Source organism: Peribacillus alkalitolerans (genome assembly GCF_010882125.1).
Lineage (GTDB): Bacteria > Bacillota > Bacilli > Bacillales > DSM-1321 > Bacillus_BN > Bacillus_BN alkalitolerans.
Window position 1 is genome coordinate 84,524 of record NZ_JAAGVZ010000013.1, and the last position, 24,859, is coordinate 109,382.

Annotated in this window: 28 protein-coding genes and 2 pseudogenes; 23 read left to right on the forward strand and 7 right to left on the reverse strand. The window is 35.1% G+C overall.

Features of this window, described 5'->3' with window-relative positions:
- The 3 genes and pseudogenes from G3O09_RS15445 to G3O09_RS15455 all read left to right on the forward strand — a co-directional run.
- On the forward strand, window positions 1-300 hold the full coding sequence (locus G3O09_RS15445; RefSeq protein ID WP_163102386.1) for a cupin domain-containing protein: 300 nt from the start codon (window positions 1-3) through the stop codon (window positions 298-300).
- Window positions 301-699: 399 nt separating this feature from the next.
- Window positions 700-897: pseudogene (locus G3O09_RS15450) on the forward strand (transposase); the annotation flags it as partial.
- Window positions 896-1,048 (forward strand): annotated as a pseudogene (locus tag G3O09_RS15455) (transposase); the annotation flags it as partial. The pseudogenes G3O09_RS15450 and G3O09_RS15455, both read left to right, overlap by 2 nt.
- 299 nt (window positions 1,049-1,347) lie before the next feature.
- On the opposite strand, the gene G3O09_RS15460 reads toward G3O09_RS15455, so the two are convergent.
- Window positions 1,348-2,115 carry an SDR family NAD(P)-dependent oxidoreductase gene (locus tag G3O09_RS15460; protein WP_163102388.1) on the reverse strand — a complete coding sequence of 256 codons (768 nt, stop codon included), beginning with the start codon at window positions 2,113-2,115 and terminating at the stop codon, window positions 1,348-1,350.
- A 132-nt stretch (window positions 2,116-2,247) separates the two neighbouring features.
- Between G3O09_RS15460 and G3O09_RS15465 the strand changes: the two genes are divergently transcribed.
- The 5 genes from G3O09_RS15465 to G3O09_RS15485 all read left to right on the forward strand — a co-directional run bounded on the left by G3O09_RS15465 (window position 2,248) and on the right by G3O09_RS15485 (window position 5,379).
- Window positions 2,248-2,628 (forward strand): MerR family transcriptional regulator, encoded by a 381-nt coding sequence (locus G3O09_RS15465; protein WP_163102389.1) that lies wholly within the window; start codon window positions 2,248-2,250, stop codon window positions 2,626-2,628.
- 169 nt (window positions 2,629-2,797) lie between these two features.
- A complete protein-coding gene (locus tag G3O09_RS15470) occupies window positions 2,798-3,475 on the forward strand; it encodes a TerC family protein (protein WP_163102390.1) in 678 nt (225 codons plus the stop codon).
- A gap of 126 nt (window positions 3,476-3,601) precedes the next feature.
- A complete protein-coding gene (locus G3O09_RS15475) occupies window positions 3,602-4,222 on the forward strand; it encodes an FMN-binding negative transcriptional regulator (RefSeq protein WP_163102391.1) in 621 nt (206 codons plus the stop codon).
- A gap of 87 nt (window positions 4,223-4,309) precedes the next feature.
- Window positions 4,310-4,963, forward strand: coding sequence for a TerC family protein (locus G3O09_RS15480; RefSeq protein WP_163102392.1), 654 nt, complete (start codon window positions 4,310-4,312; stop codon window positions 4,961-4,963).
- A gap of 203 nt (window positions 4,964-5,166) precedes the next feature.
- The gene (locus G3O09_RS15485) at window positions 5,167-5,379 is read left to right on the forward strand and encodes a hypothetical protein (protein WP_163102393.1); all 213 of its coding nucleotides are present in this window, start codon (window positions 5,167-5,169) and stop codon (window positions 5,377-5,379) included.
- Between the two features lie 131 nt (window positions 5,380-5,510).
- On the opposite strand, the gene G3O09_RS15490 is transcribed toward G3O09_RS15485, so the two are convergent.
- The 4 genes from G3O09_RS15490 to G3O09_RS22535 all read right to left on the reverse strand — a co-directional run bounded on the left by G3O09_RS15490 (window position 5,511) and on the right by G3O09_RS22535 (window position 8,473).
- On the reverse strand, window positions 5,511-6,002 hold the full coding sequence (locus tag G3O09_RS15490) for a diguanylate cyclase (RefSeq protein ID WP_163102394.1): 492 nt from the start codon (window positions 6,000-6,002) through the stop codon (window positions 5,511-5,513).
- A 176-nt stretch (window positions 6,003-6,178) separates the two neighbouring features.
- Window positions 6,179-6,661: a hypothetical protein gene (locus tag G3O09_RS15495; protein ID WP_163102395.1), complete on the reverse strand. Its 483-nt coding sequence runs from the start codon at window positions 6,659-6,661 to the stop codon at window positions 6,179-6,181.
- The gene (locus G3O09_RS15500) at window positions 6,658-7,131 is read right to left on the reverse strand and encodes a hypothetical protein (protein WP_163102396.1); all 474 of its coding nucleotides are present in this window, start codon (window positions 7,129-7,131) and stop codon (window positions 6,658-6,660) included. Before G3O09_RS15500 ends, G3O09_RS15495 begins: the two co-directional genes overlap by 4 nt.
- A 97-nt stretch (window positions 7,132-7,228) precedes the next feature.
- The gene (locus tag G3O09_RS22535; protein ID WP_240338460.1) at window positions 7,229-8,473 is read right to left on the reverse strand and encodes a hypothetical protein; all 1,245 of its coding nucleotides are present in this window, start codon (window positions 8,471-8,473) and stop codon (window positions 7,229-7,231) included.
- A gap of 401 nt (window positions 8,474-8,874) precedes the next feature.
- On the opposite strand from G3O09_RS22535, the gene G3O09_RS15515 reads away from it, so the two are divergent.
- From G3O09_RS15515 to G3O09_RS15525, 3 genes are read left to right on the forward strand one after another with little or no spacing between them, the layout of a single operon-like run.
- Complete coding sequence (locus G3O09_RS15515) at window positions 8,875-9,807, forward strand: AAA family ATPase (protein WP_163102397.1); 933 nt, start codon at window positions 8,875-8,877, stop codon at window positions 9,805-9,807.
- The gene (locus G3O09_RS15520; protein WP_163102398.1) at window positions 9,804-10,958 is read left to right on the forward strand and encodes a DUF58 domain-containing protein; all 1,155 of its coding nucleotides are present in this window, start codon (window positions 9,804-9,806) and stop codon (window positions 10,956-10,958) included. Before G3O09_RS15515 ends, G3O09_RS15520 begins: the two co-directional genes overlap by 4 nt.
- Window positions 10,942-12,015 (forward strand): DUF4018 domain-containing protein, encoded by a 1,074-nt coding sequence (locus tag G3O09_RS15525; protein WP_163102399.1) that lies wholly within the window; start codon window positions 10,942-10,944, stop codon window positions 12,013-12,015. Before G3O09_RS15520 ends, G3O09_RS15525 begins: the two co-directional genes overlap by 17 nt.
- A 369-nt stretch (window positions 12,016-12,384) precedes the next feature.
- Here the strand turns inward: G3O09_RS15525 and G3O09_RS15530 are convergent, their stop codons facing one another.
- Complete coding sequence (locus tag G3O09_RS15530) at window positions 12,385-12,900, reverse strand: hypothetical protein (protein ID WP_163102400.1); 516 nt, start codon at window positions 12,898-12,900, stop codon at window positions 12,385-12,387.
- A gap of 113 nt (window positions 12,901-13,013) precedes the next feature.
- Between G3O09_RS15530 and G3O09_RS15535 the strand changes: the two genes are divergently transcribed.
- The 8 genes from G3O09_RS15535 to G3O09_RS15570 all read left to right on the forward strand — a co-directional run bounded on the left by G3O09_RS15535 (window position 13,014) and on the right by G3O09_RS15570 (window position 19,174).
- Window positions 13,014-13,301, forward strand: a complete 288-nt coding sequence (locus G3O09_RS15535; protein WP_163102401.1) for a hypothetical protein — start codon at window positions 13,014-13,016, stop codon at window positions 13,299-13,301.
- Between the two features lie 291 nt (window positions 13,302-13,592).
- Window positions 13,593-14,153: an SF0329 family protein gene (locus G3O09_RS15540; protein ID WP_163102402.1), complete on the forward strand. Its 561-nt coding sequence runs from the start codon at window positions 13,593-13,595 to the stop codon at window positions 14,151-14,153.
- Window positions 14,154-14,531: 378 nt separating this feature from the next.
- Entirely contained in the window at window positions 14,532-14,687 is a 156-nt protein-coding gene (locus G3O09_RS15545) for an LIM domain-containing protein (protein ID WP_163102403.1), read from the forward strand.
- Window positions 14,688-15,194: 507 nt separating this feature from the next.
- A complete protein-coding gene (locus G3O09_RS15550; RefSeq protein WP_163102404.1) occupies window positions 15,195-16,016 on the forward strand; it encodes a GNAT family N-acetyltransferase in 822 nt (273 codons plus the stop codon).
- A gap of 194 nt (window positions 16,017-16,210) precedes the next feature.
- Window positions 16,211-16,684, forward strand: coding sequence for a hypothetical protein (locus tag G3O09_RS15555; RefSeq protein ID WP_163102405.1), 474 nt, complete (start codon window positions 16,211-16,213; stop codon window positions 16,682-16,684).
- Between the two features lie 220 nt (window positions 16,685-16,904).
- Window positions 16,905-17,066: a YjcZ family sporulation protein gene (locus tag G3O09_RS15560; RefSeq protein WP_163102406.1), complete on the forward strand. Its 162-nt coding sequence runs from the start codon at window positions 16,905-16,907 to the stop codon at window positions 17,064-17,066.
- A 276-nt stretch (window positions 17,067-17,342) separates the two neighbouring features.
- Window positions 17,343-18,200 (forward strand): pentapeptide repeat-containing protein, encoded by an 858-nt coding sequence (locus G3O09_RS15565; RefSeq protein ID WP_163102407.1) that lies wholly within the window; start codon window positions 17,343-17,345, stop codon window positions 18,198-18,200.
- 380 nt (window positions 18,201-18,580) lie between these two features.
- Window positions 18,581-19,174, forward strand: a complete 594-nt coding sequence (locus tag G3O09_RS15570) for a CBO0543 family protein (RefSeq protein WP_163102408.1) — start codon at window positions 18,581-18,583, stop codon at window positions 19,172-19,174.
- Window positions 19,175-19,424: 250 nt separating this feature from the next.
- Here the strand turns inward: G3O09_RS15570 and G3O09_RS15575 are convergent, their stop codons facing one another.
- A complete protein-coding gene (locus G3O09_RS15575; protein WP_163102409.1) occupies window positions 19,425-21,116 on the reverse strand; it encodes a GMC family oxidoreductase in 1,692 nt (563 codons plus the stop codon).
- Window positions 21,117-21,557: 441 nt separating this feature from the next.
- On the opposite strand from G3O09_RS15575, the gene G3O09_RS15580 reads away from it, so the two are divergent.
- The 4 genes from G3O09_RS15580 (at window position 21,558) to G3O09_RS22775 (ending at window position 24,682) form a co-directional block, all read left to right on the forward strand.
- Window positions 21,558-22,853, forward strand: coding sequence for a histidine--tRNA ligase (locus G3O09_RS15580; protein WP_163102410.1), 1,296 nt, complete (start codon window positions 21,558-21,560; stop codon window positions 22,851-22,853).
- A gap of 155 nt (window positions 22,854-23,008) precedes the next feature.
- The gene (locus tag G3O09_RS15585) at window positions 23,009-23,491 is read left to right on the forward strand and encodes a DinB family protein (RefSeq protein WP_163102411.1); all 483 of its coding nucleotides are present in this window, start codon (window positions 23,009-23,011) and stop codon (window positions 23,489-23,491) included.
- 302 nt (window positions 23,492-23,793) lie between these two features.
- A complete protein-coding gene (locus tag G3O09_RS15590; protein ID WP_163102412.1) occupies window positions 23,794-24,009 on the forward strand; it encodes a YjzC family protein in 216 nt (71 codons plus the stop codon).
- 544 nt (window positions 24,010-24,553) lie between these two features.
- A complete protein-coding gene (locus tag G3O09_RS22775) occupies window positions 24,554-24,682 on the forward strand; it encodes a hypothetical protein (protein WP_275898319.1) in 129 nt (42 codons plus the stop codon).
- Window positions 24,683-24,859: the final 177 nt, after the last annotated feature.

The following is a 24,859-nucleotide window of genomic DNA, read 5'->3' on the forward strand; positions in this document are numbered from 1 at the left end:
ATGGATGTAATAAATCTTTACGATCTAGGTAATGCACAGGAAGTAGACAAGGATTTTATATTAAAGGAGTTCAATAAAGGAAGTTTACTCCTGATCAACCTAAAGGAACAGGAATATCCTTATGAAGAGCATTTTGATGTGGAAGAGATGATCATTGCTTTTCAAGGTGAATTTGAACTTGAAACTGAAACCTCAAAGATATCCGTTCCTCAAGGTTCAATGATTACGGTACCGAAGGGAATCAGACACCGATTTGGTTCAGGAAGCAATGGTTTAATCTTAGTGGCATTCGGTGAATGATTGGTCCTCAGATTTGTCTAGGATTTTTTTACTATCGTAAGGAATTTTGTGGGACATTCCAGAATCAACTCGACGATGGTGCAGTAATAACACTGAAGTTGAATGGAGAATAGGTCAAAATAATAAAACGTTCAGTACGAATACTGAACGTTTCAGACCGTAGACAAACTCGAAGAATTTCGAGTTTGTCTACGGTCTTTTTTCTTTTACAATGAAAGAAGTTAACAAGAACTAGAGAAGTTGATTGCAGCGAAGGGCGAACGCTTTCCGCGCGCGTGGCTTGAGCCTCCTCCTTCGCTACGCTCGTGCGGGGTCTCAAGTCTCACGCTTTTCCCGCAGGAGTCGTCGCCCTACGCTCCAATCAACGGTGTTTGTACATAATTCTTGAGGTGATAAGCGGTGATGACGAAAAATCAAATCAATGAACGTGAACAATTAGAAATGCTGGCTATTGAACAACTTGTTCCTTAAGACCACTTAGTCCGAAAACTCGATGCAGCGATTGATTTTACCTTCATCTATCCGTTAGTCGAACACCTCTTTTCTAATTTAGGACGTCCTAGTATTGATCCAGTTGTACTCTTTAAAATGACGTTCGATTGAACGGGTCTTTGCGGATGCGAAGGAAAAGCAAGGTATGCGTTGGACAACCCTAAGAGGATTAAAAAAATTGTCCATGCAGGCGATGCTTACGGTTGCATCCATGAATTTTAAGAAACTGGCAACTTGGACATGGAAAGTTGCTTAGGTGATTTTATGCTTAATGAACAGGTTTTTAAGTTGATTATTCAAGGACACTGGTTGATTGGAGCGGAAGGCGCTTGACTCCTGGGGGATTAGCGTTACAGGCGAGACCCCGCAGGAGCGGTAGCGACGAGGAGGCTCGGCGAACGCCCCCCGGAAAGCAAGCGGCTGGAGCGGAAATCAACCTATTCGCCTACCATACATATCAAAAATAACAAAAGGTATCGAGAGAGCATACTCTCGATACCTTTTGTCGACAATCTGAAACGTTCAGTATGAATACTGAACGTTTTATTGGTGTTACTATTCTTGATTTGTTGACCTTACAGCAAAATTAAAAATAGGATCCTTTAGTTCAAATTGATACGTATATCCATCTACTATACCTACTACTTTTTCACTGTCATATAGATCCAGCATAAATCCAGCCATTTCTTTTGAAGTATGGAACTTCGGGACAACGCCATTATATTTAAATTCTTCTATATCCAGAGATCGTTTTGCAAACTCAGTTTCTGTTGCTGCAGGAGCTAAAACTTTCGCTTTCATTTTTGCCCCTTGTAATGAAAGTTCTTGTGCAAGGCCTTCAGTAAATGCACTCACATAAAACTTAGTAGCACAATAGGTAATGGCATCTGCTACTATTGTATACCCTCCACCTGAAGATACATTAATCAATTGTGTCCCTTCAACATTTGAATAGTCGCCTACGAAAAGAGATGAGAGGATGGTTAAAGTTTCAATATTAAGATGTAACATAGCTTCAATCTTGTTTAAATTCTGTTTTCCAACGGAAGCAAAGTTACCAAAGCCTGCATTGTTAATCCAAGTTTCTATTTGATATTCTCGAAGGCTTTCGTATAGTTTATATGCATTTTTAGAATCTGATAAATCAGCTGCTCGAATTATTACATCCAAGTCTTTGTTAATTTGAGTGATTTTTGACTTTAGTTCTTCTAATTTCTCATTTCTACGGGCTACAATAATCAAGTTTTTTCCACGAGCAGCAAAAGCGAGTGCAGTTTCATACCCAATTCCAGAACTTGCTCCAGTGATAACAGTGTATTTCATTTGACGACCTCCAAAAAAATTTATTGAACTGTGAATCAAATTATAGTGGTTAGAGTTTACTCTAAGTCAATAATTATTTATTATTTAAAACAAGGTGATTAACTATGATGGATTAGATAATTAGGAGGCTATATGTACTCGATTGGTGAAGTTGCAAAAATATTGGACTTAAGCACACATACACTTCGTTATTATGAAAAGGAGAAAATCATTGTCCCTGATCGAAGTGAATTAGGTGATAGGATTTATCATGATTCTCATCTCGCATGGCTACGATTTGTTATGAAATTAAAAGAAACTCAAATGCCATTAGCGAAAATTAGAGAATATGCGCAGTTATTCCTCGAAGGAGAACATACCAGTCAAAAGCGGCTAAAATTACTTGAAAATCATAAAAGTTCAATTCAAGCTCAAATAAAAAACTTAATGGAAACTGATAAAATGCTTGAAGACAAAATTGCATCTTACAAAGATTTTATTAGTAATCAAAAACACTCCTGCAACGAATCTTAATAAATAGTTTTAATAGTTTACATTTATTGAAAATCAGTGTTTAATTAAGAGTGGTTTTAAAAGAGGAAAACTTTATATTGCATTCTCAACTCTATACGAACTCTGAGAATAATCATCTATAGCAATGTGAATTATATTTATAAATAAACAATACAGGGGAATTTATGTGATGGACCAAGCCTTACTATTAAATCTACTAGAAATTATACTAATTAATATTGTATTAAGTGGTGATAACGCAGTAGTTATTGCATTAGCTTGCAGAAATTTACCTGAAAGGTACAAAAAGAAAGCAGTATTTTTCGGTACTTTAGGAGCGGTTGTTTTAAGGGTTCTTTTAACTTTTGTAGCTGTGTATCTATTAACAATTCCCTTCTTGAACTTCATTGGAGGATTGTTATTACTATGGATAGCTGTAAATTTGCTTAAAGGGGAAGAAGAAGAGGATATAAAAGCCAATGCTACACTCATGGCTGCTGTAAGGACTATCATTATTGCAGATTTGATCATGAGCTTGGATAATGTCGTAGCTGTTGCTGGTGTTGCGAACGGGAATGTTACACTAATTATTATCGGGCTTTTAATAAGTATTCCATTAATCATTTGGGGCAGCCAGTTATTAATGAAAATCATGGAAAAGTTCCCAATTATTATTATTCTTGGAGCAGGTCTTTTAGGTTATACAGCAGGTGAGATGATGTTAAAGGATCAGGTGGTTGGTCATTTCTTGGAAAGTATACTTCCTGGCCTGCACCATATAATCCCGTTTGCATTAGCAGCTTTGGTCATTATTGTTGGAAAGCTAAGCAATCGTTCTGATAAAGAAAGAGGACTTATGAGAGGCTAAGCCATAATATAAGATTAATATTGAGGACTTCCCAAGATGGAAGTCCTTTTTTTATTAAAAAGGTTTCTAAGATATTATAAACGTATGTATGATATACATATAACCTTTAGAAACGAGGAATATGATATGTACATACCGAAATACTTCAAAATAAATGATGAAGAAGTAATTTATAATTTCATCGAGGAAAATGGCTTTGCAACGGTTTTTTCTCAACATAATGGGGGTCCGTATGCTACTCATTTGCCATTAATATTGGACCGAACAAAACGGGAGTTGTATGGACATTTTGCAAAACCTAATCATCAGTGGAAAGATATTGAAAACCAAGAGGTGCTGATCATATTCCAAGGACCTCATTGCTATATTTCTCCTTCTTGGTATGAAACGCAAGATGCTGTGCCGACCTGGAATTATGTATCGATTCATGTATATGGAAATATGGAAATGATAATGGACGAACAAGAAATCATGGATGCTCTAAGCGATTTGGTCGTTAAATACGAACTGCCGGAAAGTCCTTACAAACTTGAGGATGTAGACTCCAATTACATGTCTGGGTTAAGTAAAGGAATCGTCCCATTTAAAATCAAAATCAATAGAATTGAAGGGAAATGGAAATTAAGTCAGAACCATTCAGAAGAACGACAAAAACTTGTAATCCAGCAACTGGAAAAGATTCCGAGCGAAAATCAAAAACAAATAGCAAAGCTAATGAAAGAAAACCTCGCTTGTAAAAAATTATAGACAACTCCTCCATGAACTCTGAATATAAATAATTTAAAGCCTATCAGATTTTGGCTTTAAATAAATGATTTAGGGGATTATCAAAAAATGGACCAAGCTTTAGTACTTAATTTGCTTGAAATTATTCTCATTAATATTGTGTTAAGTGGTGATAATGCAGTCGTCATTGCCTTGGCTTGCAGAAATTTACCTAAACATTATAAGGATAATGCTGTATTATTTGGTACTCTCGGTGCCATTGTTTTGAGAGTTTTATTAACATTCGTTGCAGTATATTTATTAACGATTCCTTTTTTAAACTTCATTGGAGGTCTGTTGTTACTGTGGATCGCTGTAAAATTGATAAAAGGTGATGAAGAAGAGGATATTAGAGGAAATACCACTCTTATGGGAGCCATCAAAACCATCGTGATTGCCGATATCATTATGAGTATAGACAATGTCGTCGCTGTAGCAGGAGTGGCTCAAGGAGATATTATTCTAATAATCATTGGACTTCTGATCAGTATTCCATTAATCATTTGGGGCAGTAGCTTCCTAATGTTCATCATGGAAAAATTCCCAATCATCATTATTATAGGAGCTGCTCTATTAGGTTTCACAGCTGGTGATATGATGTTAAAGGATCTGGCAGTGGGTCAACTAATTGAAAACCTACATCCTACCTTACATCATATTATCCCATTTGCATTAGCCACAATGGTCATTATTGTTGGCAAGCTTGGCAAATCTTCAAAGTAAGCATTCTAAGTAGGGCTTCCAATTGGAAGTCTTTTTTGTTTTCTAATTTGTGCTTTATAGAATTGAACTATGTGATTTTTCCATCACCAAGCCTAAATGGTAAATCAAAAAACGAATGCCAATTGGAGGTGTTTTTTTCCATAAATAAAACAATAATACTGGGTCAGTATATAGAGGTACCCTAAGTAAAAAGGAGAGATAGTATGCCACAATTTGACGTAAATCAATTGAATCAAGCAAAAGCAAATGTATCACTTTCTCAAGAATTATTAACAAAAGTGATTGAAAAATCCAATTCTGACCCCGTTTTAGCACAGGAAGCGCTAAAACAAGCATCTAACGAAATTTCGTCAGCCTTATCAGCTGTTGCACAAGTACAAAATACAGCTAAATCACAAGCACAAACTACAGAATAATTTATATACCTGTGGAACTTAAAAATTGATTTAGGATTTTAATATACTATCCAATAGTAACTCAATCATATAAAGGGGAGAAATAAATTCTCCTCTTTATATGAATTATGGTTCAACGACCTTTCATTTGACTATTTATATGGAACGAGTGTATTACGGCCCTTTGATTTCGCTTCGTAGAGAGCGTCGTCTTCATATGCAATCAGGTCTTTTTGATTCATACCTGGGTTAGGAATTAAAGTTGCAATCCCTATGCTGATGGTGACAATGTCACTGATAGGTGAAGCTTGGTGTGGGATACTAAGTTCTGCGACTATGTCCTTTAAAGAAATAGCTACTTGATTGGATTGATGTCTATCGGCTCCAGCTAAAACAAGGACGAATTCTTCGCCACCGTATCGGGCCGTGAAATCATGTCCAAGGCTTAATTTTGATAATGATTGTGCAATTTCAATTAAACAGGCATCACCGCTTAAGTGGCCATATGTATCGTTGTCCTGTTTGTAATAGTCGATCTCGAGAATAAGTGAGAGTGGGATAGAATCACTTTTGCATTGATTCCAAACCTTTTCCAATTCATTTTCAAAAAATCTCCTGTTTGCAATGTTAGTTAATCCATCCAAACATTACGATTAAAACAAGATTGATGCCAACCAACCTGAACAAACATTTAAACCCTCCATGAAAACTGTTCAAAAAAATTTCTATAAATATGAAATAAGATAATTTACATATAATATCATTTACAGATCGGTAGTAAAGAAAAAGACAGCCATATAGCTGCCCTTTTTCTGTCCAATTATTGATTTTTCTTAATGAATTCATAATAAAGAGCAGTAGTTGTCTGAATTACTACAAATATGATCAATGAATATTGAATGTTATAACCATTTAGATAATGTGTGACACCCATTATAGTCGATACTTTTTCCATGGCTAAACCAATAACAGCCCAAGCCACTACATAAAAAATAAAGGTTCTTTTATTTATCCTAAATTTTTCATAAAAGTAAACAAAAAAATAACTGAATGGGGCAAACAAGAAATAGGTTAAAAGATCAGTCAATTCATATTGGTTCGAATCATTGACCTTATAAAAATCAAGTAATCCACCGCCTATTGTAAAATCAAACAAAGTTGCGCTGGTGAATCCCCAAATCAGGAATAAGAATGTGATATTCCTTGGCAATATCTTAGGAAATAAAAACAAGGCAGCATAGGCAACGACTAACAAAATGAAGATATAAATTTCGTTTTTATCGAAGCTTTCCCACAATATCATGATACTCTCACCGTATTCTGGGATATGCGCTTAAATAGCTTATAAAACAATATTGCAATCAGGTTAAGAATCAAGTAGTAAATGACGACAAACCCAAAATTCCAATTTGAATAATCTGTAATTTTCAGACTTGCTGAAAGGGAACTGATACACGACAATAATAAAACAGAAGTGAATATCACAATACTTTTCTCAACCATTGTTTCTTTTGCTTGAAGGAAATTCAGATGGATGAGTATCACCGTCGGGATAATTACACTTCTAATCAAAAGATATGCTGTATAACCAAGACCTTTCTTGGTTACGGTTATTAGTTTAAGCTCCTCAGATACAATCCATGAGTAGTTGATACTTATGATAAGGACAAGAAGAAATACTACAGTGTTTTCTATAATGGATAATTTCTTGATGATAATAGTAAAAATCGAAACGAATAGCCAAGAAAGAAATGAAAAAACTACAAAACCCATAGTTGGTAAGCCTCCAATAGATAAAGATAATAATATTAGTCTTCTACTATTAAATAAATTAGATTCCATATACTAGCTATTTCCTTTAAATGGATTTCTAGTTAATTTGATTATGTTGTGAATGCTGCACCGTAGACACCCCGAGGGCATGATTTTCCCAAAGGATCTTTTCAACCCATTCCTTTTGGCTTACCTCTAATTGAATCATCACTACCACTTCTGATGTATTGGACTTTGTGCCGTTCTTCTTTTTTTTCACGATTGCCAACTTAATGGCTATACCAAGTACAATCCCGGTAACTGCCCCGATGATACCCCATAGGATTGGGCCCCACTTAAGTTCATACCCATAAATCGCGCCTAATAACATTAGGCATGTCCCCAATATGGCTGCAATATCGAGCATCCCCATCCCGTCTGCATAGTGAATCGAATCAAAAAGTTTGTGAGATTGCTTCCTTTTATCCAACGGTACTGCGAATATCTTATCCTTTTTGATTCCTTTTCGATCCAATTCAGTTAGTGCCAACTCTAGGAACGTGTTCTGTTCAAATGTAGCAATGGCCAACATATCTATTTCCTCCCCAAGTGGGTAGTGAAAGGAGGGGCTCTGGTAGCTCTTCCTTAAATACTGAGATTGTTCCTTTTCAAAAAGTTTGTTTTGTTCGATTGCCGAGATGTAAGCGTCATATATGATGAAGGTATAGATGGAAGGTATATATATGAACCACTGCATGTCAATAATCTGCTTGGCTTGTGAAAAATCACCAGTGAATGAAAATTGAATTGCTTGTGGCAAGTGGGAGAAATAACAGATCACCAATGTGTATATGAAAATAAAGAAACCAACGATTAATTTCTGGACATAAAGGTGGCCAAGCCCTGGAATAAGGAATGACCATGCCATGGCCATCCATGGTTCTCTTTTATCAAGATGATTGATCCCCCATGCACTCATTTTCATCAATTTTATGGGAGCGTCTTCCCAGTCTGATAATATATACTGTTTATTCAAATCAATGGTCGAGCGGTAACTATCCCACATGGCATATATATAAATTCCTACATAAAGCATGAGCCATCTTTCATCCAAAACATCCTTAGCTTTTTCAAAATGTCCCTGTAAGGAATACATAATGCCAAGGTTAATTTTTGCCTGTTGATTAATAAACATCTCCCAAAGGATGAGAATAAACGCCTTTCCATATTTATGCAGCATTAAATTCCCAAATCCAGGATATGAAAATGCGAAAAAAGCAATAACCCAAGGGTTCCTTAAATGTAGATGAGTCGTAGTGAAAGTAGAAAGGTAAGCCCTTGGTCGCCTATATGATTGACTCACTAGATGAAATCTCCTTTATTGAAAAAAATACATGATCGATTGCTGATAACAAAAGAATCATTTTTCAAGAATAAAGAACCTATATTTAAACCTATTATTTCCAAATTAATGAAGGTTAATGTATGATCCAAAACATACCTAAATAAAAAGTGAAAGCAAATAGAAATGTGAAAGTGGTATGCAAACACGTTTTTATGTCTCCGAATTAAGTACATAATACGGAGGAGTACACCGATTTCAATATTCCTTCCATTATTTTAAGTCCATAAATTAAATTATAAATAGAAACACATTCACAATAATTTTTAATAGAGCCTATTAATTAATGGATTTTTTGTCAGAATATTATGTTATCATATAATTACCTATATTTACCTATAAATACAAAGGCAGGTTTGATCATGAATTCCATTCAAAAGTTAAAAAGTAATATTCAGAAAGTTTTTATTGGGAAAGATCAAGTGATAGATTTGGTGATTGTTTCACTTTTGTCAGATGGACACGTTTTACTTGAGGACGTTCCGGGAACGGGGAAAACTCTGTTGGCCAAAACATTAGCAAAAAGTATGGAAGGGGCATTTTCTCGTATCCAATTTACCCCTGATGTACTGCCAGGGGATGTGACAGGAATTGAATATTTCAATCCAAAAACGAACGAGTTTGAAAAGCGCCTCGGTCCAGTTCATACGAATATTCTGTTAGCAGATGAGATTAATCGTGCGATGCCAAGGACTCAATCCAGCTTGCTGGAAGCAATGGAAGAGCGCCAAGTCACCATTGACCGGGAAACAGAGAAGCTGCCACGCCCATTCATCGTAATTGCTACTCAGAACCCTATCGAATCACAAGGGACGTTTCCACTACCAGATGCTCAGCTCGATCGTTTTTTAATCAACATCCCTGTCGGTTATCCAACTAAGGAACAAGAAAAGCAAATCATGCGTCTATTTAGGGAAGAACAGCCATTAGATCAGCTGGAGCCTTGTATTACAATCGAAGAATTGATAGATCTCCAAAAGCAGACGAAAAGCATCCATGTGTCGGAGGCAATTGAGGAGTACATATTAAACTTAGTTGAAGCGACTCGTTCAAGTCATTTATGTGAAAAAGGATTGAGTCCACGTGCGACTTTAGCTTTAATGAGAGCCTCACAAGCAAAGGCTTTATTTGAAGGACGTACATACTGCATTCCTGAAGATGTTCAGTTTGTGTTCCCATACATAGCGATTCACCGCATTTCATTGACGATGGAAGGCTCACTGACCGCCAACCGTAAAGATATAGTTAGCGAGATTGCAGCATCGGTGGATGTTCCTGTGGAGATTGCTAGATGAATAGGAATTACATAGATGTCAAAATTCTATTCCAGGAGAGCATGGTTGCTTTATCCCTCCCGGTTTTTTTACTAGTGTTGTTCTTTAAGCAAGAACTTATGGTAGCGGCCTTCCTTTTTTACTATCTGTACGTGTTTATGATTCGGGCCTATACAAAACATATTCCAAGCTATCTACATCTTTTACAGGAGAAAAAGAGAAATCGTTTGTTCCCGGGAGATGCAGTGACATTGAACATCGGTATCCTCAATACATCAAGAATTACCATACCAAATGGAACCATTCATTTAACGATGGATTCATCCATTCAAAAGGAAAATAAAGGTGAATCATTGAAGCTATTGGGTAATTCCACAACGCTCCAATTTTCTGCACCGCCAAATAAACGTCTTCAATGGAAAATCGAGCTTTTTCCTCAAAAAAGGGGACTATATCGAATTGAGAATCTAGAAATCCTTCTTTATGACTGGTTTAGTACATCTAGGGTATTGATTCCCAAAATAGATAAATTGGAGACAGAATTTTTAGTGTATCCGATCATTAAGCCAATCAGAAATATCGAGGCGCTTCAAAAAATGGTAACAGGAAGCCAGCCTACAAACTTCTCATTTTTTCAGGACGAGGCTTCTATATCTGGAATAAAACCCTATGAAGGAGAGATCTTCCGTCAAATCCATTGGAAGGCTTCTTTAAAAACACAGAGTATCGTGGCCAAAAAATATGATCGTGTGACCCATAATGGGATGACTATTTGTTTGAACCTTTCTTCCAAGCATAAAAATTCTTTTCATATAGAAATGGAGAATCTCATTTCCTATACAGCATTCCTATGTCAGTATGCTGCTAAGCAAAAAATGCCTTTTGAGGTTTTCATCAATCTCTATCAAGAAGGTAGGCCAATCACTATCAGTATGAAAGAAGGGGTGGAACATGTGGGTACCTGTCTGACAGCACTTGCTCAGATTTCCAATGCTGGGCTGTTGGTAAAGGAAACTGCGTTCTACAAATATATCGAGTCAAACAAATCCCCATCAGTCGTCTCAGTCATTGTGGGAGACACGTACCATTCTGGAGCAATCAAAGGAAATGTGATTTTTGTGAATGAAAGTGGAGAGATATCAGGAGGTAATTCGAATGCAGCTTCTTTTTAACTCTTCTATATTTCTCCTTTTTTTCTTGGTTTCTATGAAAGAAGAGCAAATGATTTATTTCTTCCCATTTTTTTTCGTAAGTATAGCAGCACAGTGGTTATTGCGAAAAAATAAAGCAACTTGGGTTCGGGTGACCTTTTTTATTCTTCAGTTAGTCATTTTAGGTGTTCTCCCATTTTCATGGATGCAAAGCTTCGTACTTTCATTAACGTTTTATTTACTCTATTGGGATTCCTATGTAAAGAATTTCCATAAAATCTGGATTGCACTTTCGGCGCTAGCTTATTCTGCATTGAACCTATTTTCCATGCCAAGAATAACCGAAATAGCCTTATTCATTCTGATACTAATCCTCGTAGTATTTGTAGAAAGCCAATCAGTTCGAGTGGCAATGAACCGTATTGGAATGCTTGGAACGACTATTCTATTAAGTGCTGCAGTATATTTTGTCTTGCCATACGGCTTTAAGGCATTGGGGTGGCTACTCTATTCAATCGTCCATATCATCTCCTTGCCTATTGGTTTTCTGGTAGAAGGGCTATTGTTTGCATTCCCTAAATTATCGATAGAAGGGAATATGAATGAAGAAGTTGGGTTACTCAAAATGGATAAATGGAATGATTATTATAAAGAAGAAGCTAAAACTGACAACACGATTCCATTAATCATCCTGTCCATTATAGCAGTGTTGATCTTAATTTATCTGTACCGTAAAATCCGGAAGCGGGTTGAAGATACAAGAAACGATTATACAGTAGAAAATTCAGGTTTCCTACAGGTGACAACATTAGGAACAGGACTCATGAATAAGCCTCCAACCAATCCTATACGTAAAGCCGTTTATAAATGGGAAAAGAAATTGAAAAATCCATTCTCTCGACAGAAAGGCGAAGCTTTCTCCAAATGGATAAAGCGAGTCTCAAAAACGGACCATGAATACATCCAACAAGTATATGATAGGGTCCGTTATGGAGGGCAGTCTTATTCTACAGAAGAGGCGAAAAGGTTTCAGAAGGAATTGAATCAGTTGTTTGGTGAGGTAAAGAAGGATAAATAATAAAAATGGTTCTACCTTTGGCTAACAAGGGTAGATTTTTTGATGATTAATAAGCCCCAAAAATAAATGGTTTTGTAAACAATGTGGGCTTTCTCTAAAAAAGTGAATTTACAAGAATACGAAAATGATTTAATGGTAAATGATCAGACAAAAATCCCCCAAACAAAAGTTGGGGGACTCATAGAAGGAGTTTAAAAGTCAAAAGATTTTGGTCATCGACCGTCAATTGCCATAGTGGGTCATCGGTAACTGGTAACAGTGTAATGGGTCATTGGATGATTGGTTTACCTTTGCCATTACAAGTGTATGAGAGTACACGAAAACAGGGCTCCTTCTATGCCTTGAAGAGGAGTCTCACCGCTTCAAGGGTTAGAAATACTTTTCACTGTCAAAGTCTAATTCTATGGAATAGTTCTTAGAGTTGATCAGGTTCGATAATTTATTTGCCTGACGTTCGATATCCAGCCCTTTTAATCGGTATGCTTCAGGGTCAAACATGGCTATCTTAATAAGGGAGATACTTTCTCCATAAGAATAAGAATACTCCTCTTGAGCTGTAGTACCATATTCTTTATATTTTCTTGCTTTTGCACGTAACTGTGTTGCCAACTCGATCGCTTCGACAATCGTCAACCTTTCATCATTAAATGCAATCTCATTTTCAATATTTGCTTGATACATCAATTTGTCGAGTAGACGGAAATCCTTTCGAATCTCATCTATATCCTGCTCTACATGAGAAAGTGTACGTACTTGTTTAGGAACTTTACTGCCTTTTTCCATTTCTACAAATGCTACCCGGTCCATTTCTTCTTCTAACTCACGAATTCGTTTGGACAACACACTTTTTAATTTAACAGCTTCTGCAAGAGAAATTTTAGACATGTGACAAGCTCCTTACCTATATATTAGAAGTTATTAATAGTCTGATAGTTTCATTTGAATTCTAATGGAATCCATCCAGCTAGTCTATGGGAAATTATGAGAGGAACGATACTATGAAAAGTTGGAAACCATTTCTCCTTATAGTCTTTATTGGATTTCTGTACTTCACTAATCCTACTTTACAGAAATATAAATGGTTTTCAGAAAATAAATATGGTGAAATTCCTAATAATCCAGAGCTTCCAATGGAAATTGAACGAATAAATTTCTTACTATTTTCAACGTTCACACCCATTATTGGACTAGAAGCCGGAATAACACACCTTGGTATAATGGGTCAGTTTATTCAAATATCAGATGGGCAATTTGATTATCCTGTTTGGTTAGAGTTATTCCACTAACGAAGTGGAGCGGGAATGAGTAAAAAACAAAAAGTTATTTTTAGCACATCCATTGGAATCAATGTAATTCTTATTTGTATATTGGTCCTTGGAACTATTGTTTTTTAACAAGCAGTCCATTGAAACCGTTGATGGTGGAGGAATAGTAATCCTCATCATTCTGCTGGGTGGAATGCTGCCATTTTTGTGTTTTTGCAAGTAAGGAAGTTATTGAATCATGCGGATGATGCATTAATGAAATACAACGTTAAAAATCATAAAATTATTATGTAAACTAAAGGAGATCCAATAGTGCAATGGAGCAAATCAAAATCAATTCTGGAAAGTTTTTTATGTGAAAAGTTAAAAGGCAGGGTCCAAATTTATACCACCGTTTATCGTAAATATCATGACGGACCAAGTAGGGTATGGATTACTTTTGATAAAAAGCAAATAGTTAGTGCATCTGATGTGACATATATGATGAAACATAACAAGCTCTATGAGGAAATCAAAAAAGAACGCGAACTGAAAAAAATCCCATACAGCCCAGACTTTGATGTCATGTACAATTCGAAGGAACGTCATGAATTAGTAAAGGCGTCGGATGATGCTGAACAAATATTGATTAACGCAGAAATATTTGAATCGTATCATCTTCTCAGGCCGATTATGGATTATCCTTCCCTATCGATTGAAGAAGCCATGGATTCCGAAAATATCTTCATACAAGCTTTTTCAATGTTTGATAGACGGTTAGGGAAGCGACGTTTAGAAAAGAAGATTTTTTTAGAATCTACCCATTCTTTGGTAATAAAGTTTTTCAAAATTAGGTGTGAAGTGGAAGGGATAGACTCCAAAGGATCTATATAATTAGGAACTTATTTTTTGACTAAGTACTAATAATCCAAGCTGTCTTAATGACGGCTTTTCTTTTTAACTAATTGGGCTTCTTAAGGCCCCATAACCCACATGATCCATAAATGCTGATAACCAGAAATAATTCCATTATTTTTGGAAATGTTTGTCCATATACTGAATACTACTCCATAACGCAAAGGTTCATCCTTTGGATTACCACTTAAAATCATAGAATAAAATATTTTTGTGTTTGAATTTCCTGTTTTAAAGAGAAATACATGAATCTAAAAATTGTAAGGAGTAAAAAACATAAAAATGACTTGTATTATCGTCATCCAAACTCTCATATGTATATAAAGTAGGCAAAATATTCATGAAAGGAGTAATTGTATGAGCGAACATATTATGTGGAATTCTGCTTCAGTGTATGATTATTTCTTGAATGATTCTTATGAATGTAGTACTTGTCGAATGTTATTGAATGATAACAAAACGTTTGAAGCAAATGGTAAAGTATATTGTGATAATTGCTTTAAGAGTAAATGAATACAAGGGATAAGTGACACAATTTAGCCCTTTCTAGTAAGATGGTTATTAGAAGAAAATTATGGAATTAATCATGAAGCAGAAGTTATATTGTTGGATATTGGTGTTCCTGATTTGATTGGTACTCCTTTTCCAACATATATAGAGCTAAAAAAACTAATCAAGATCAAAGTTGCCATTAAGGGGCAGCTTTTTTTAATTAACTAGATGGGCAGGTTTGTGGAGGAGGAATGTAGAATATGAGTTTAGAGTAGAGAAGATAATATGTCTTTTGATTTTCTAAAACAAAGTAAGAAAAGCCGGGATATAGTGGCCAATCATTTTAATGTAATAAAAAATAACTGCAATTAGCACTTCTCTAACTTCCCTATTTAAGGGGTACGTTATAATTCATCTTTATTTATCATATTTTGAAAAGGATTACAACTCACTCATATTGAAGACTTATATTATGAGAAGGATAAGCAATTTACAATTGAAAAACGATTTCGATAAAGGGGAATACTAATGTTAACGACACAACAATTACAAGACATTGAACAATTACAAAATGAGTGCGAAACTCATGATCAGCTTCAACTGAAACTTAATTGGGATATGTTGAGAAAACGTAAATCTAATCAGTTAGACTTTCTTCATTATGAAAAAGACGAACTTGTAGCATTTTTAGGATTGTATCCTTTTGGATCAACAGTGGAAGTCTGTGGAATGGTGAAACCGAGTGAACGAAGGAAGGGACATTTCAGTCAATTGTTCAAACAAGGGATGACAACAGTAAAACAAAACGGGTACAAGAAAATCTTATTGAACGCACCAGCGGGTTCAGATGCAGCAAAAGCTTTTTTGAATAAACAAGGTGCTGTTTATTCATTTTCAGAAAATCAAATGGAGTGGCAAGAAAGTGCTGTTGAAGAAGTAGACGGTTTAACACTGCGACAAGCAAAAGCAGATGATTTAGACATGCGTGTACGTTTGTCAGTAGAAGCGTTCGGTATGGAAGAAAAAGATGCCCTAAAGATGGAAAGCTTAATCGACGGTGATGGAGACTCCGATATGTTCATGATTGATGTGAACGAAAAAACAGTAGGGAAAATACGTATAAAACGAGAAGATGGGCAAGCCTGGATATATGGATTTTCCATTTTGCCAGAACAGCAAGGAAAAGGAATTGGCAGGAAAGTGTTGCGTCGAGTCATAAAAGAACAAAGTTCAGCTGGTCATTCAGTACACTTAGAAGTCGAAACGAAAAATGACCATGCTTTAGGATTATATGAATCTGTTGGATTCAAAGCAGTACATTCACAAGATTACTATACTTATCAACTTTAAAAACCAGGCCATTTTACATAAAATCTCTTAAGCACCACACCAAATTATGTGTCTTCCAACATACAGTACGTGAAATAAAGAATGGAGCTGTCATTAAGACAGCTTTTTTTATTAGACTATGGGGAAGATTAAAATTAAAAGGATAAGTATGAAACTGATCGGTAATAAATCATTTTACTTCTGAGGGGTAGTTTATGAAAAAATGGTGGAAGTTCCTCCTTATTGGAGTAGGCGCTCTTTTATTTTGGATCGTTTTTTATTCGAATCTGATTAGATATCCAGTTGGTATGACAAACTTGATCGTCGGTATTGAAGCTGAACCAACTTACATACCTTTTGAATATCAGAATAGCTATGCGACTATTCGATCTTGTGGGAAAAGATGTGATATTCTCAACTTAAATTATTTAGGAACAAATAAAAAATTAGTCATAATAGCTACAGATTATGTAAGTTGGGCAGATGATCCGAAGTGGGATAAAAATAAAAAGATACCTAGAACGGATTATTACTACCAGAATAAAAATGGAAAGCAACAGTTGAATTGGAAAGATAATAAAGAGGAATTAGAACTTGGCATCGAGTTCACAGGAGAAATGAGCTTGCCAAAAGAAGAATTAATAAAACTAGCAAATTCTATTAAAGTGGAAGGTAAGAAACTAGATTGATACTATTCGTCACAGGTTTTAAATTTCAAAGATTTTTTCTCCAAAAGGTCATCAAAGTGTTCGTTGAAGGTTTCATATTTTATATTTATCTAATTGGAAGGGAGCAGGATGCATTACCAATCGATAACAAATTGTTTGTGTCAATTAACTAATGGCAGCATATAGTAATCTTACCCATTGTAATACTTCCTTTAATTTAAAATAAGGAGATGTTTAATTAATGTCAGATTGTCATCATGATAACCGTGGAGTTAGCGGGTTTGCATTAATAGTTGTTTTGTTTATTCTTTTGATCATAGTAGGTGCTAGTTTTGTAGGTGGTGCGTGTTGTGGTCCTGTTGCCCCAATCGCTCCAGCCTATGGATACCCTTCTTATTGCTAAGATAGATAATAAATGCAACCACAAGACACCCTTTAAAGGGTGTCTAATTTTTTAAACGGAAAAAATTGCTGCACGATGTTAAACTAATATGAATCAGGTAGTATGTAAGATGTTTCCATAAAAAAGTTATTAACCTATATATCATTGAAAATGCTGGTTGTTTTTTTGATTTTCAAATGTACCTAACTCAGCCAGGAAATAATCCATTTAAATGGATTTTATATGGTAATATTAAAATGATTATTATCTGTTGTTAATTAGAAGGAAGTGTAAGTTTTGTCTAATCAATTATTAGCTAACGATGATATACGAATTAATTTAAATTCTGACTGTGAAAATTGTTTCGGATTATGCTGTGTGGCTTTACCCTATGCAAAATCTGCTGACTTCGCTTTTGATAAAGATGGAGGGGCTCCATGTAGAAACCTGCAATCTGATTATCGCTGCGGTATTCATAAGAATCTACGAAGGGAGGGCTTTCGAGGCTGTACGGTTTATGAATGCTTTGGAGCAGGCCAAAAGGTTTCCCAAGTCACGTACAAAGGAAAAGATTGGCGAGATCATCCTGAAACAGCTAAGGAAATGTTTGATGTATTTCCTCTTATGCAGCAACTTCACGAAATGCTTCGGTATTTAAATGAAGCACTAAGTTTAGATGAAGCTCGATCTATACATAAAGAATTGCAGAAGGCTATAGAAGAAACAGAACAGCTAACAAATCTAAGTCCAAAGTCTATCTTAAATCTTGATATACCAAGCCATAGAGCAATTGTTAATGATTTACTTCTACAAACAAGTGAATTAGTCCGAGCTAAAGCAAAGAAAGATAATGTCCAAGGTAAAAAAAATAAAATCAAAAGGGGAAGTAATCTAATTGGTGCGAATTTAAGAGGTACTAACCTTAGGGGACTAAATTTGAGAGGAGCTTTACTCATTGCTTCTGACCTTCGAGAGGCAGACTTGAGAGTGACAGACCTTATTGGAGCAGACTTGAGAGACGCTAATTTAAGTGGTGCCAATCTAACAGGAAGTATTTTTCTTACTCAAGCACAAGTAAATTCGGCTAATGGGGATAGTAATACCAAATTGCCACCTTCTTTAAGCATTCCTGAACATTGGTTAGTAAGAGGTTAGGAGTCCATCAATGAATGAATAGAGATTTTATATATTTTTAATTTCTAATATTAAAAGCTGTCATTCGACGGCTTTTTTATATTGGTAAACGGGTATGGGCAGTTTAAAAGTTATCCAAATAATTTTAATGCATTAGGAAAATCTAAAGTAAGAGTATATATGTAGTTAACAGTCACGTTAAGTTAGGGTTTTATTTATTAATAGCCTAGTTTTTAAATTATTTAAATGGAAATAATAGTAAAAATGCACATGAACAACGGTGGTCAATCTTTTTGACCACAGAAGTTAGTATGGTTTAATACATTTGCACTTTTGGATATTCGACCTACCTTATTATGCTATTTGATTTTGATATTAAAAAAATTTAATTTGGAGTTGTCATGATATACTATTTTTCAGAGCTAATAAATCTACAAATAATGAATTCCATTTCACTAGACCAGCTTTTAGAAGTGGAAAAAAATTTTTTTGATACCCTGCAATCTTATTGGCGTGAACATAATTATTTATCTTTTAAGTGGTGGATTTTAGTTATTCTTAGCTTCTTCGCACCTATTGTCTGGTGGATGATAGTCGATAAGAAGAGAATTACTGAAATAACTTCATTCGGTTTATTTTTTGGTGTTGCTGCCATCCTTCTTGATTCCATTGGAAGTACAGCAATGTTATGGACTTATCCCGTTCGTCTTACACCATATTTATACCCACAATATTATCCGTACGATGTTGGTATTGTGATAGTCCCATTTATGTATGTGTACCAGAAATGGGGCAATAATTTTAAAAAATTCGTATTATTTGCTGCTCTTCAATCTGCTGTATTGGCTTTTATTGCTGAACCTCTTATGGAGTGGTTGAAGATCTACAAGGAGTTAACATGGAAATCCATGTTTTCCTTCCCAATCTACTGGTTTTTAGCGATAATTTGTTGCCTGATAATTACACGGTTTAAAAAACTAGAACAGAGACCTTAAAGTGTACGGATAAACTTATAAACTAAAAGAGGGCAATCTTGTATTGCCCTCTTTTTAAGTTATTCTAGCCACACTTACTACGCACCATGAGCTAAGGGGCAATCTTCACTGACTGGGAAATTTAGAAGAAGAAAATAGCTTAATAATAAAAAATGAATTAGGTTCGGATAACCTATTGATTTTATTAAGTATTTTCAATGTAGAACATCTAATCTTACTATCTTCATCTTCAAATTTCTTATTAATACCATTATTGTCCCTCTCGAATAAATCGAACCGCATTTAAACCGATCATCTGAGCAGGAATAGATGTGTTACCGTCAGGTAGGATAGGAGCTATGGAAAGATCGGCTACTTTTAAATGATGAACTCCAAAGACATTTAGATATTTGTCTACAACTCCCTCTTGGATGTCTTTGCCCATCTTACAATGACCTCCATAATGTTCAAAGTTTGTGTACGAGGCTTTCGCATAATCTTTAAGCAAGTTACGCTTTTCAACCTCATTTGTTAATTTGAAAATATTTTCATGAGGGTAAACCAATCTGTATTTGCCATCTCGATCTAGCTCACGGGCTTTCATAATAATATTGAACGTTTCAATATATTGATCAACTATATATTCTAAGTCGTTGTCATTATTTAATGGATTAAAGGTAATGGATGGATAGGATTCAGGATCACTATGGGCTGCTTTTATGGTCCCTTTACTGTTTGGGTTAAGATCCAAAATAGCGATACTCATAATATTGGTTAGTTTTGTATCGTCAAAATTCCACTTCTTAATAAATACATCCTGAATAGGGACAAAGAATGGCAGCGGCAATCCTATTAATTGAAGGCGACGGCCTGGCCCTTGATCCTTTTTGAAAGCACCTAAGGCAATTGGTTGATTAGGATCAGATAACAGTACCTCTCGAAGGCGGTTTGTTTCTACCTCTACTCCCATCCCAACATAGTAGTGGGTTTTTAAGTTATATCCAACATTTGGGTTGTTGATTAATGGCGTAATACCTATTTCAATTAAATCTTCTGGTTTACCAATACCAGAACGTTGAAGTATGACGGAGGAAAAATTACCTGCTGAGACAATGATTCCTTTAGTTGCAAAAGCTTCTTGTGATATCCCATTTTTAACAAATTGAACTCCAACAGCAGTATATTCGCCATTTTTTTCGTCCATTAAAATCTTATTAACAGTCGTTTTTGTATAAATGACCAATTTTCTGTTACCTACTCCAATTTCATCTGGAAAGTTCTCATTTCCATGTGTGACAATATCTTCGTTTAAATATCCCGTTGCAGTAGATGAACGAACAAAATTCCCACCTACTTCTTTTTGGATGAATTGTGATTTATTGAAAGTACAGTCTCTTATCCCAGTATTGTAATCTTCGACAATGGGGATTCCCAAGATTTTTGATGTAGCGTTTGCTAAAGTATTGATAAGGACAGTATCAGGATTGATTTGCTGTCTGACATAAATTGGTCCTTCATTACCTCGTTCCTTTGATTTTTGTGTATCTCCAGTGTAGGTTTCATTTTGCTGAAATAAGGAACGGATCTTCTTATAACTCCATTGGCGTTTTCCATCGACTAGAGACGCCCATTCATCATAGAGGTCTCTGCTTCCGCGGACTGCATACATAGCATTATGGGATGAGCTTCCCCCAATAGCTCTTCCTCCTGCCAACCTAAGTGGACGGCCAATCATTGGCTCGAATCGTGATATCATATTAAATGAAAACTTATTATCTGAAGATTGTATAAGTGCTTGTTCCACAGAGGGACTACTAAGCTTGTCCGTTAAATTAGTACCTGCTTCAAGTACGAGGACGGAGGTTTTATTATCATCCGTCAATTCTTTGGCAATAACTCCTCCCGCAGTTCCTGCTCCAATTACAATATAATCAAAATTATTATTAGAATGGTTTTCCCCCAATTAAATCATCTCCTTTCATATAAGTAGATTATGTTGATATAGAATAATAGAAATGATAAATGAATCTATTTTTAAGAAAATGTGTATATATCCATAGATTTAGAAAAATATTAGCTCGGAACCTGGTTATCATAGAAAATTGAAGATTACCTACACTAACTTATTAATGATATGGCTCGTTAAAGGGAAAATTGGAATAAATAATTGAATGAAATTAATAAATGTGATACATTATATGGAAATTAGAGGTGGATATAATGTCGTCTTTTAAATGTTATCGTACGCTTTCACAATTACATCATCACATCAAGTAGCCTTGCTATTCGATTTTTATAAATCGTGTATAGGAAGGTTATTTATCATTAAACCGCATTGGTAAAGTTTAAAGACTTTAATCTAATGCGGTTTTTTATTTATCAATAAAAATTGGAGGTAAGACCAATGAGAAAAATGGATTATCAAAATGTTAGGGGAACACAAGATTATTTACCAGATGCAGAAGTGGTTCGAAGAAAAATCAGGAGAACATTGGAAGACGTATTTATCCAATATGGATGTAAGCCTTTAGAAACACCAATCCTAAATTACACAGAGCTTATGGCATCTAAATATGGCGGAGGAGCTGAAATATTAGAGGAAATGTATACATTGACTGACAGAGGGGAAAGAGACTTGGCATTACGATATGACCTTACTATACCGTTTGCCAAAGTAGTTGCCATGAATCCTACAATCAGGTTGCCTTTTAAAAGGTATGAGATAGGTAAAGTATTCAGAGACGGCCCCATAAAAACTGGCAGGTTCCGTGAATTTACACAATGTGACGTGGATATTGTGGGAGTAGATTCTCAGATTGCAGAAGCAGAGTTAATGGTGATGGCCTTAGATGCATTTAGCAAACTTGATTTGAATGTAATCATTCAATATAACAATAGAAAATTGCTAACTGGAATGCTTGAAGTATTTGAAACGGAAGCGGACAAAATAAATAAAGTTGTCTTAATTCTAGATAAACTTGAAAAAGTTGGTTTAGAAACTGTTACTTCGGAACTTACGGCTCTAGGTCTACAAGCGACTTCTATCAACTTAATTAAACAGTTTTTAACGGATAAAAATAATACAAGTTATTCCTACTATGAGCCCTTCAGTGAAATCAATGAAAAAGTTATGCAAGGATTAGAGGAACTAAAGGAGCTAGAAACCTATCTGGAGTACCTTGGTGTCAATCAGCAATGTTTATTCAATCCATTTTTAGCAAGAGGCTTGGAAATCTATACAGGTACTATTTATGAAATATTTCTATCTGATCAGACTATTAAGTCAAGCATTGGTAGTGGTGGAAGATACGACAATGCAATCGGAGGTTTATTAGGTACAAATGAGAGCTTTTCAACAGTTGGAATATCTTTTGGTTTAGATGTTATCTATACTGTTCTCCTTTTATCAAAGGAAATGGTTTTAGAATCCTCTGATGTGGATTTTTATATAATACCAATTAATACTCAAAAGGAAGCATTATTAGTGGCTAGTAACCTAAGAAATCAAGGATTCAAAGTTGAATTGGATTTGTCTAGCAAAAAGGTGGGCAAAGCTTTAGATAAGGCCAACAAAGAGAAAGTTCGGAATGTAATCTTAATTGGGGAAGATGAAGTGAAACAGAATCAATTTAAGATTAAAGATATGTTGTCTGGCAATGAAAGAACAGAATTTTTTCAGTTTAATATTGAAGAACTTTGATCTGTTAACTGGTTACAGGTATTTACAAGAATTCTCAAAAATTCGACGGAAAAATTAATAATGAATATTTAGTAAACTATGATAAATATACAGATAATACGATATTATTTTAAGTAAGAATAATACAAAACTTATTATTACAGGGGAGTAGAAATATGGTGCATTCAATAGAAGTATTATCGGATCAGTTGTTAGCTAACGCTAATGACCCGAGCTGGTACATTCCATTTTCAGATTCAGTGGAAAATTTGACTGAGGAGCAAGCATTTTGGAAGCCGAACGAAGATAGTCATAGTATAGCTGAAATTGTGCAGCATCTTTTATATTGGAATCAAACGTGGCAAACAAGGTACCTAAAATCTGATTTCAATGCTGTACCCTCAATAGACAATAATAAGAGCTTTATTATTCCTGATAATCTAACATTTGCAGACTTGAAAACTAGGCTATTAAATGTGCTCTTACAATGGCAAAGATTATTATCTAAAGAAAAAGTTGAAAGTGATGTAAAAGGATTACCTGAACAGGTGAAATGGTGGGCAGTTTTAGGGAATTTATCAACTCATAACTCATATCATATTGGTCAGATTATGTATATTAGGAAATTGCAATATAGCTGGAAAATGGATCTGAAATAGAGGGCTAAACGATGTTAGCCACACATTAAGAGGAATAACCAGTACCATATTGTTTATCTTTGTAGCATTTCTTCAAGTGGAGAGGTGCTTTTTTGTTGAACATACTAGTACATTTGTAAAAACAATATGGATCTATCCCTAAAAATTTCTATGTTAGAGGAAATATTGACATGATACTCAAAATTGAAAGGGGACAACTTATTTTAATGGAGCAGACTAGTTTTACAATCTGAATTAATAACATTAAACAACACATAATATGATGGATTAGGATTAATACTTTCAATAAGGGGGTTGTGTAAATGGCAATATTCTTGACATCAGACGATACTGCACCTGTATCAGGTACGTATGTTGAAGTTGGTCATGGAGGCGGAAAAGTTAAAAAAGCTCAACAAATACATGTGAATCAGGGAGAGAATTTACCAATGTTAAGTCCGTACTCTATAAAAATCCAACATAAAGGCTCAGTGAATGAAAGAAACCGACAGCACAGCTGGAGGCATGTACAATATTGATGTAGGTATTTTTGCTGTGGGGGAAGTTATTTAAAGCATCCATCAATTTGGATGCTTTTTTGTTTTTACATCATACCGGGTAGCACTGGTCATACGGTGACAGATACTGAGCAGTGATAACTAATGCAGATCAAACCCTATTTGATCCAGTTTCAGAGCAAGAGCTGATAAATCTAATACAATTGGAAAAACTTCTTCAATAGGTATTTTTGATACGTTTGGAACTGAGGGTTTATATAAAAATGTAAAATGTGTTGCAGCTTTCATTTAGTTATAAAGGAATGCTTTCCTACAAAAGAGGGAAGCTTTTTTTGTCCCTGAAATAATGCAGTAAAGCATTTGCTAAACTAGGGATTTTTTCATTATTTGAAAGATTCTATTAAGGAATAATGTTGATAAATTAACAACACCAATTAGCATAGCCAACAAAAAAGAAAGCAAACTAAAATCGTGGGTGCTGTCGATATCGAAAAAAATAAAAAGTACTTCATACAAGTTGGCACCCTTTAAGGTAAAAAAAATCGAACTACAAGGTGGTGAAAATATGGCTAAAAATAAAAATAACGAATTTAAGAATAATAAAAATGCTTTACCTAAAGTAGATGTAGAATTTGCGGGTGAAAATGGACTTGAAGAAAAATCATTAAAAGCCCAAAAAAGTCAAAATAAATAATAACAAGCCGGGACAATAAACCTGTCCCTCAAAATTAATTTTAAATTTTTATCTGGATTTTAAAAATAGATCGTCATTATGGACTTAACCCCGTCAAGTAGACAGCTCTAAAAAAGACTATGCAGCCATCGTGATTCGATACTCAATCGGAGCACGATGGTTTAGTCGTTTTTGGAA

Excerpts from the sequence above, each read along its gene's own strand:
- G3O09_RS15445 (WP_163102386.1), top strand. The coding sequence starts at position 1 with ATGGATGTAATAAATCTTTACGATCTAGGTAATGCACAGGAAGTAGAC.
- G3O09_RS15460 (WP_163102388.1), bottom strand. The coding sequence starts at position 2,115 with ATGAAATACACTGTTATCACTGGAGCAAGTTCTGGAATTGGGTATGAA.
- G3O09_RS15465 (WP_163102389.1), top strand. The coding sequence starts at position 2,248 with ATGTACTCGATTGGTGAAGTTGCAAAAATATTGGACTTAAGCACACAT.
- G3O09_RS15470 (WP_163102390.1), top strand. The coding sequence starts at position 2,798 with ATGGACCAAGCCTTACTATTAAATCTACTAGAAATTATACTAATTAAT.
- G3O09_RS15475 (WP_163102391.1), top strand. The coding sequence starts at position 3,602 with ATGTACATACCGAAATACTTCAAAATAAATGATGAAGAAGTAATTTAT.
- G3O09_RS15480 (WP_163102392.1), top strand. The coding sequence starts at position 4,310 with ATGGACCAAGCTTTAGTACTTAATTTGCTTGAAATTATTCTCATTAAT.
- G3O09_RS15485 (WP_163102393.1), top strand. The coding sequence starts at position 5,167 with ATGCCACAATTTGACGTAAATCAATTGAATCAAGCAAAAGCAAATGTA.
- G3O09_RS15495 (WP_163102395.1), bottom strand. The coding sequence starts at position 6,661 with ATGATATTGTGGGAAAGCTTCGATAAAAACGAAATTTATATCTTCATT.
- G3O09_RS15500 (WP_163102396.1), bottom strand. The coding sequence starts at position 7,131 with ATGGGTTTTGTAGTTTTTTCATTTCTTTCTTGGCTATTCGTTTCGATT.
- G3O09_RS15515 (WP_163102397.1), top strand. The coding sequence starts at position 8,875 with ATGAATTCCATTCAAAAGTTAAAAAGTAATATTCAGAAAGTTTTTATT.
- G3O09_RS15520 (WP_163102398.1), top strand. The coding sequence starts at position 9,804 with ATGAATAGGAATTACATAGATGTCAAAATTCTATTCCAGGAGAGCATG.
- G3O09_RS15525 (WP_163102399.1), top strand. The coding sequence starts at position 10,942 with ATGCAGCTTCTTTTTAACTCTTCTATATTTCTCCTTTTTTTCTTGGTT.
- G3O09_RS15530 (WP_163102400.1), bottom strand. The coding sequence starts at position 12,900 with ATGTCTAAAATTTCTCTTGCAGAAGCTGTTAAATTAAAAAGTGTGTTG.
- G3O09_RS15535 (WP_163102401.1), top strand. The coding sequence starts at position 13,014 with ATGAAAAGTTGGAAACCATTTCTCCTTATAGTCTTTATTGGATTTCTG.
- G3O09_RS15545 (WP_163102403.1), top strand. The coding sequence starts at position 14,532 with ATGAGCGAACATATTATGTGGAATTCTGCTTCAGTGTATGATTATTTC.
- G3O09_RS15550 (WP_163102404.1), top strand. The coding sequence starts at position 15,195 with ATGTTAACGACACAACAATTACAAGACATTGAACAATTACAAAATGAG.
- G3O09_RS15555 (WP_163102405.1), top strand. The coding sequence starts at position 16,211 with ATGAAAAAATGGTGGAAGTTCCTCCTTATTGGAGTAGGCGCTCTTTTA.
- G3O09_RS15560 (WP_163102406.1), top strand. The coding sequence starts at position 16,905 with ATGTCAGATTGTCATCATGATAACCGTGGAGTTAGCGGGTTTGCATTA.
- G3O09_RS15570 (WP_163102408.1), top strand. The coding sequence starts at position 18,581 with ATGATATACTATTTTTCAGAGCTAATAAATCTACAAATAATGAATTCC.
- G3O09_RS15580 (WP_163102410.1), top strand. The coding sequence starts at position 21,558 with ATGAGAAAAATGGATTATCAAAATGTTAGGGGAACACAAGATTATTTA.
- G3O09_RS15585 (WP_163102411.1), top strand. The coding sequence starts at position 23,009 with ATGGTGCATTCAATAGAAGTATTATCGGATCAGTTGTTAGCTAACGCT.
- G3O09_RS15590 (WP_163102412.1), top strand. The coding sequence starts at position 23,794 with ATGGCAATATTCTTGACATCAGACGATACTGCACCTGTATCAGGTACG.
- G3O09_RS22775 (WP_275898319.1), top strand. The coding sequence starts at position 24,554 with ATGGCTAAAAATAAAAATAACGAATTTAAGAATAATAAAAATGCTTTA.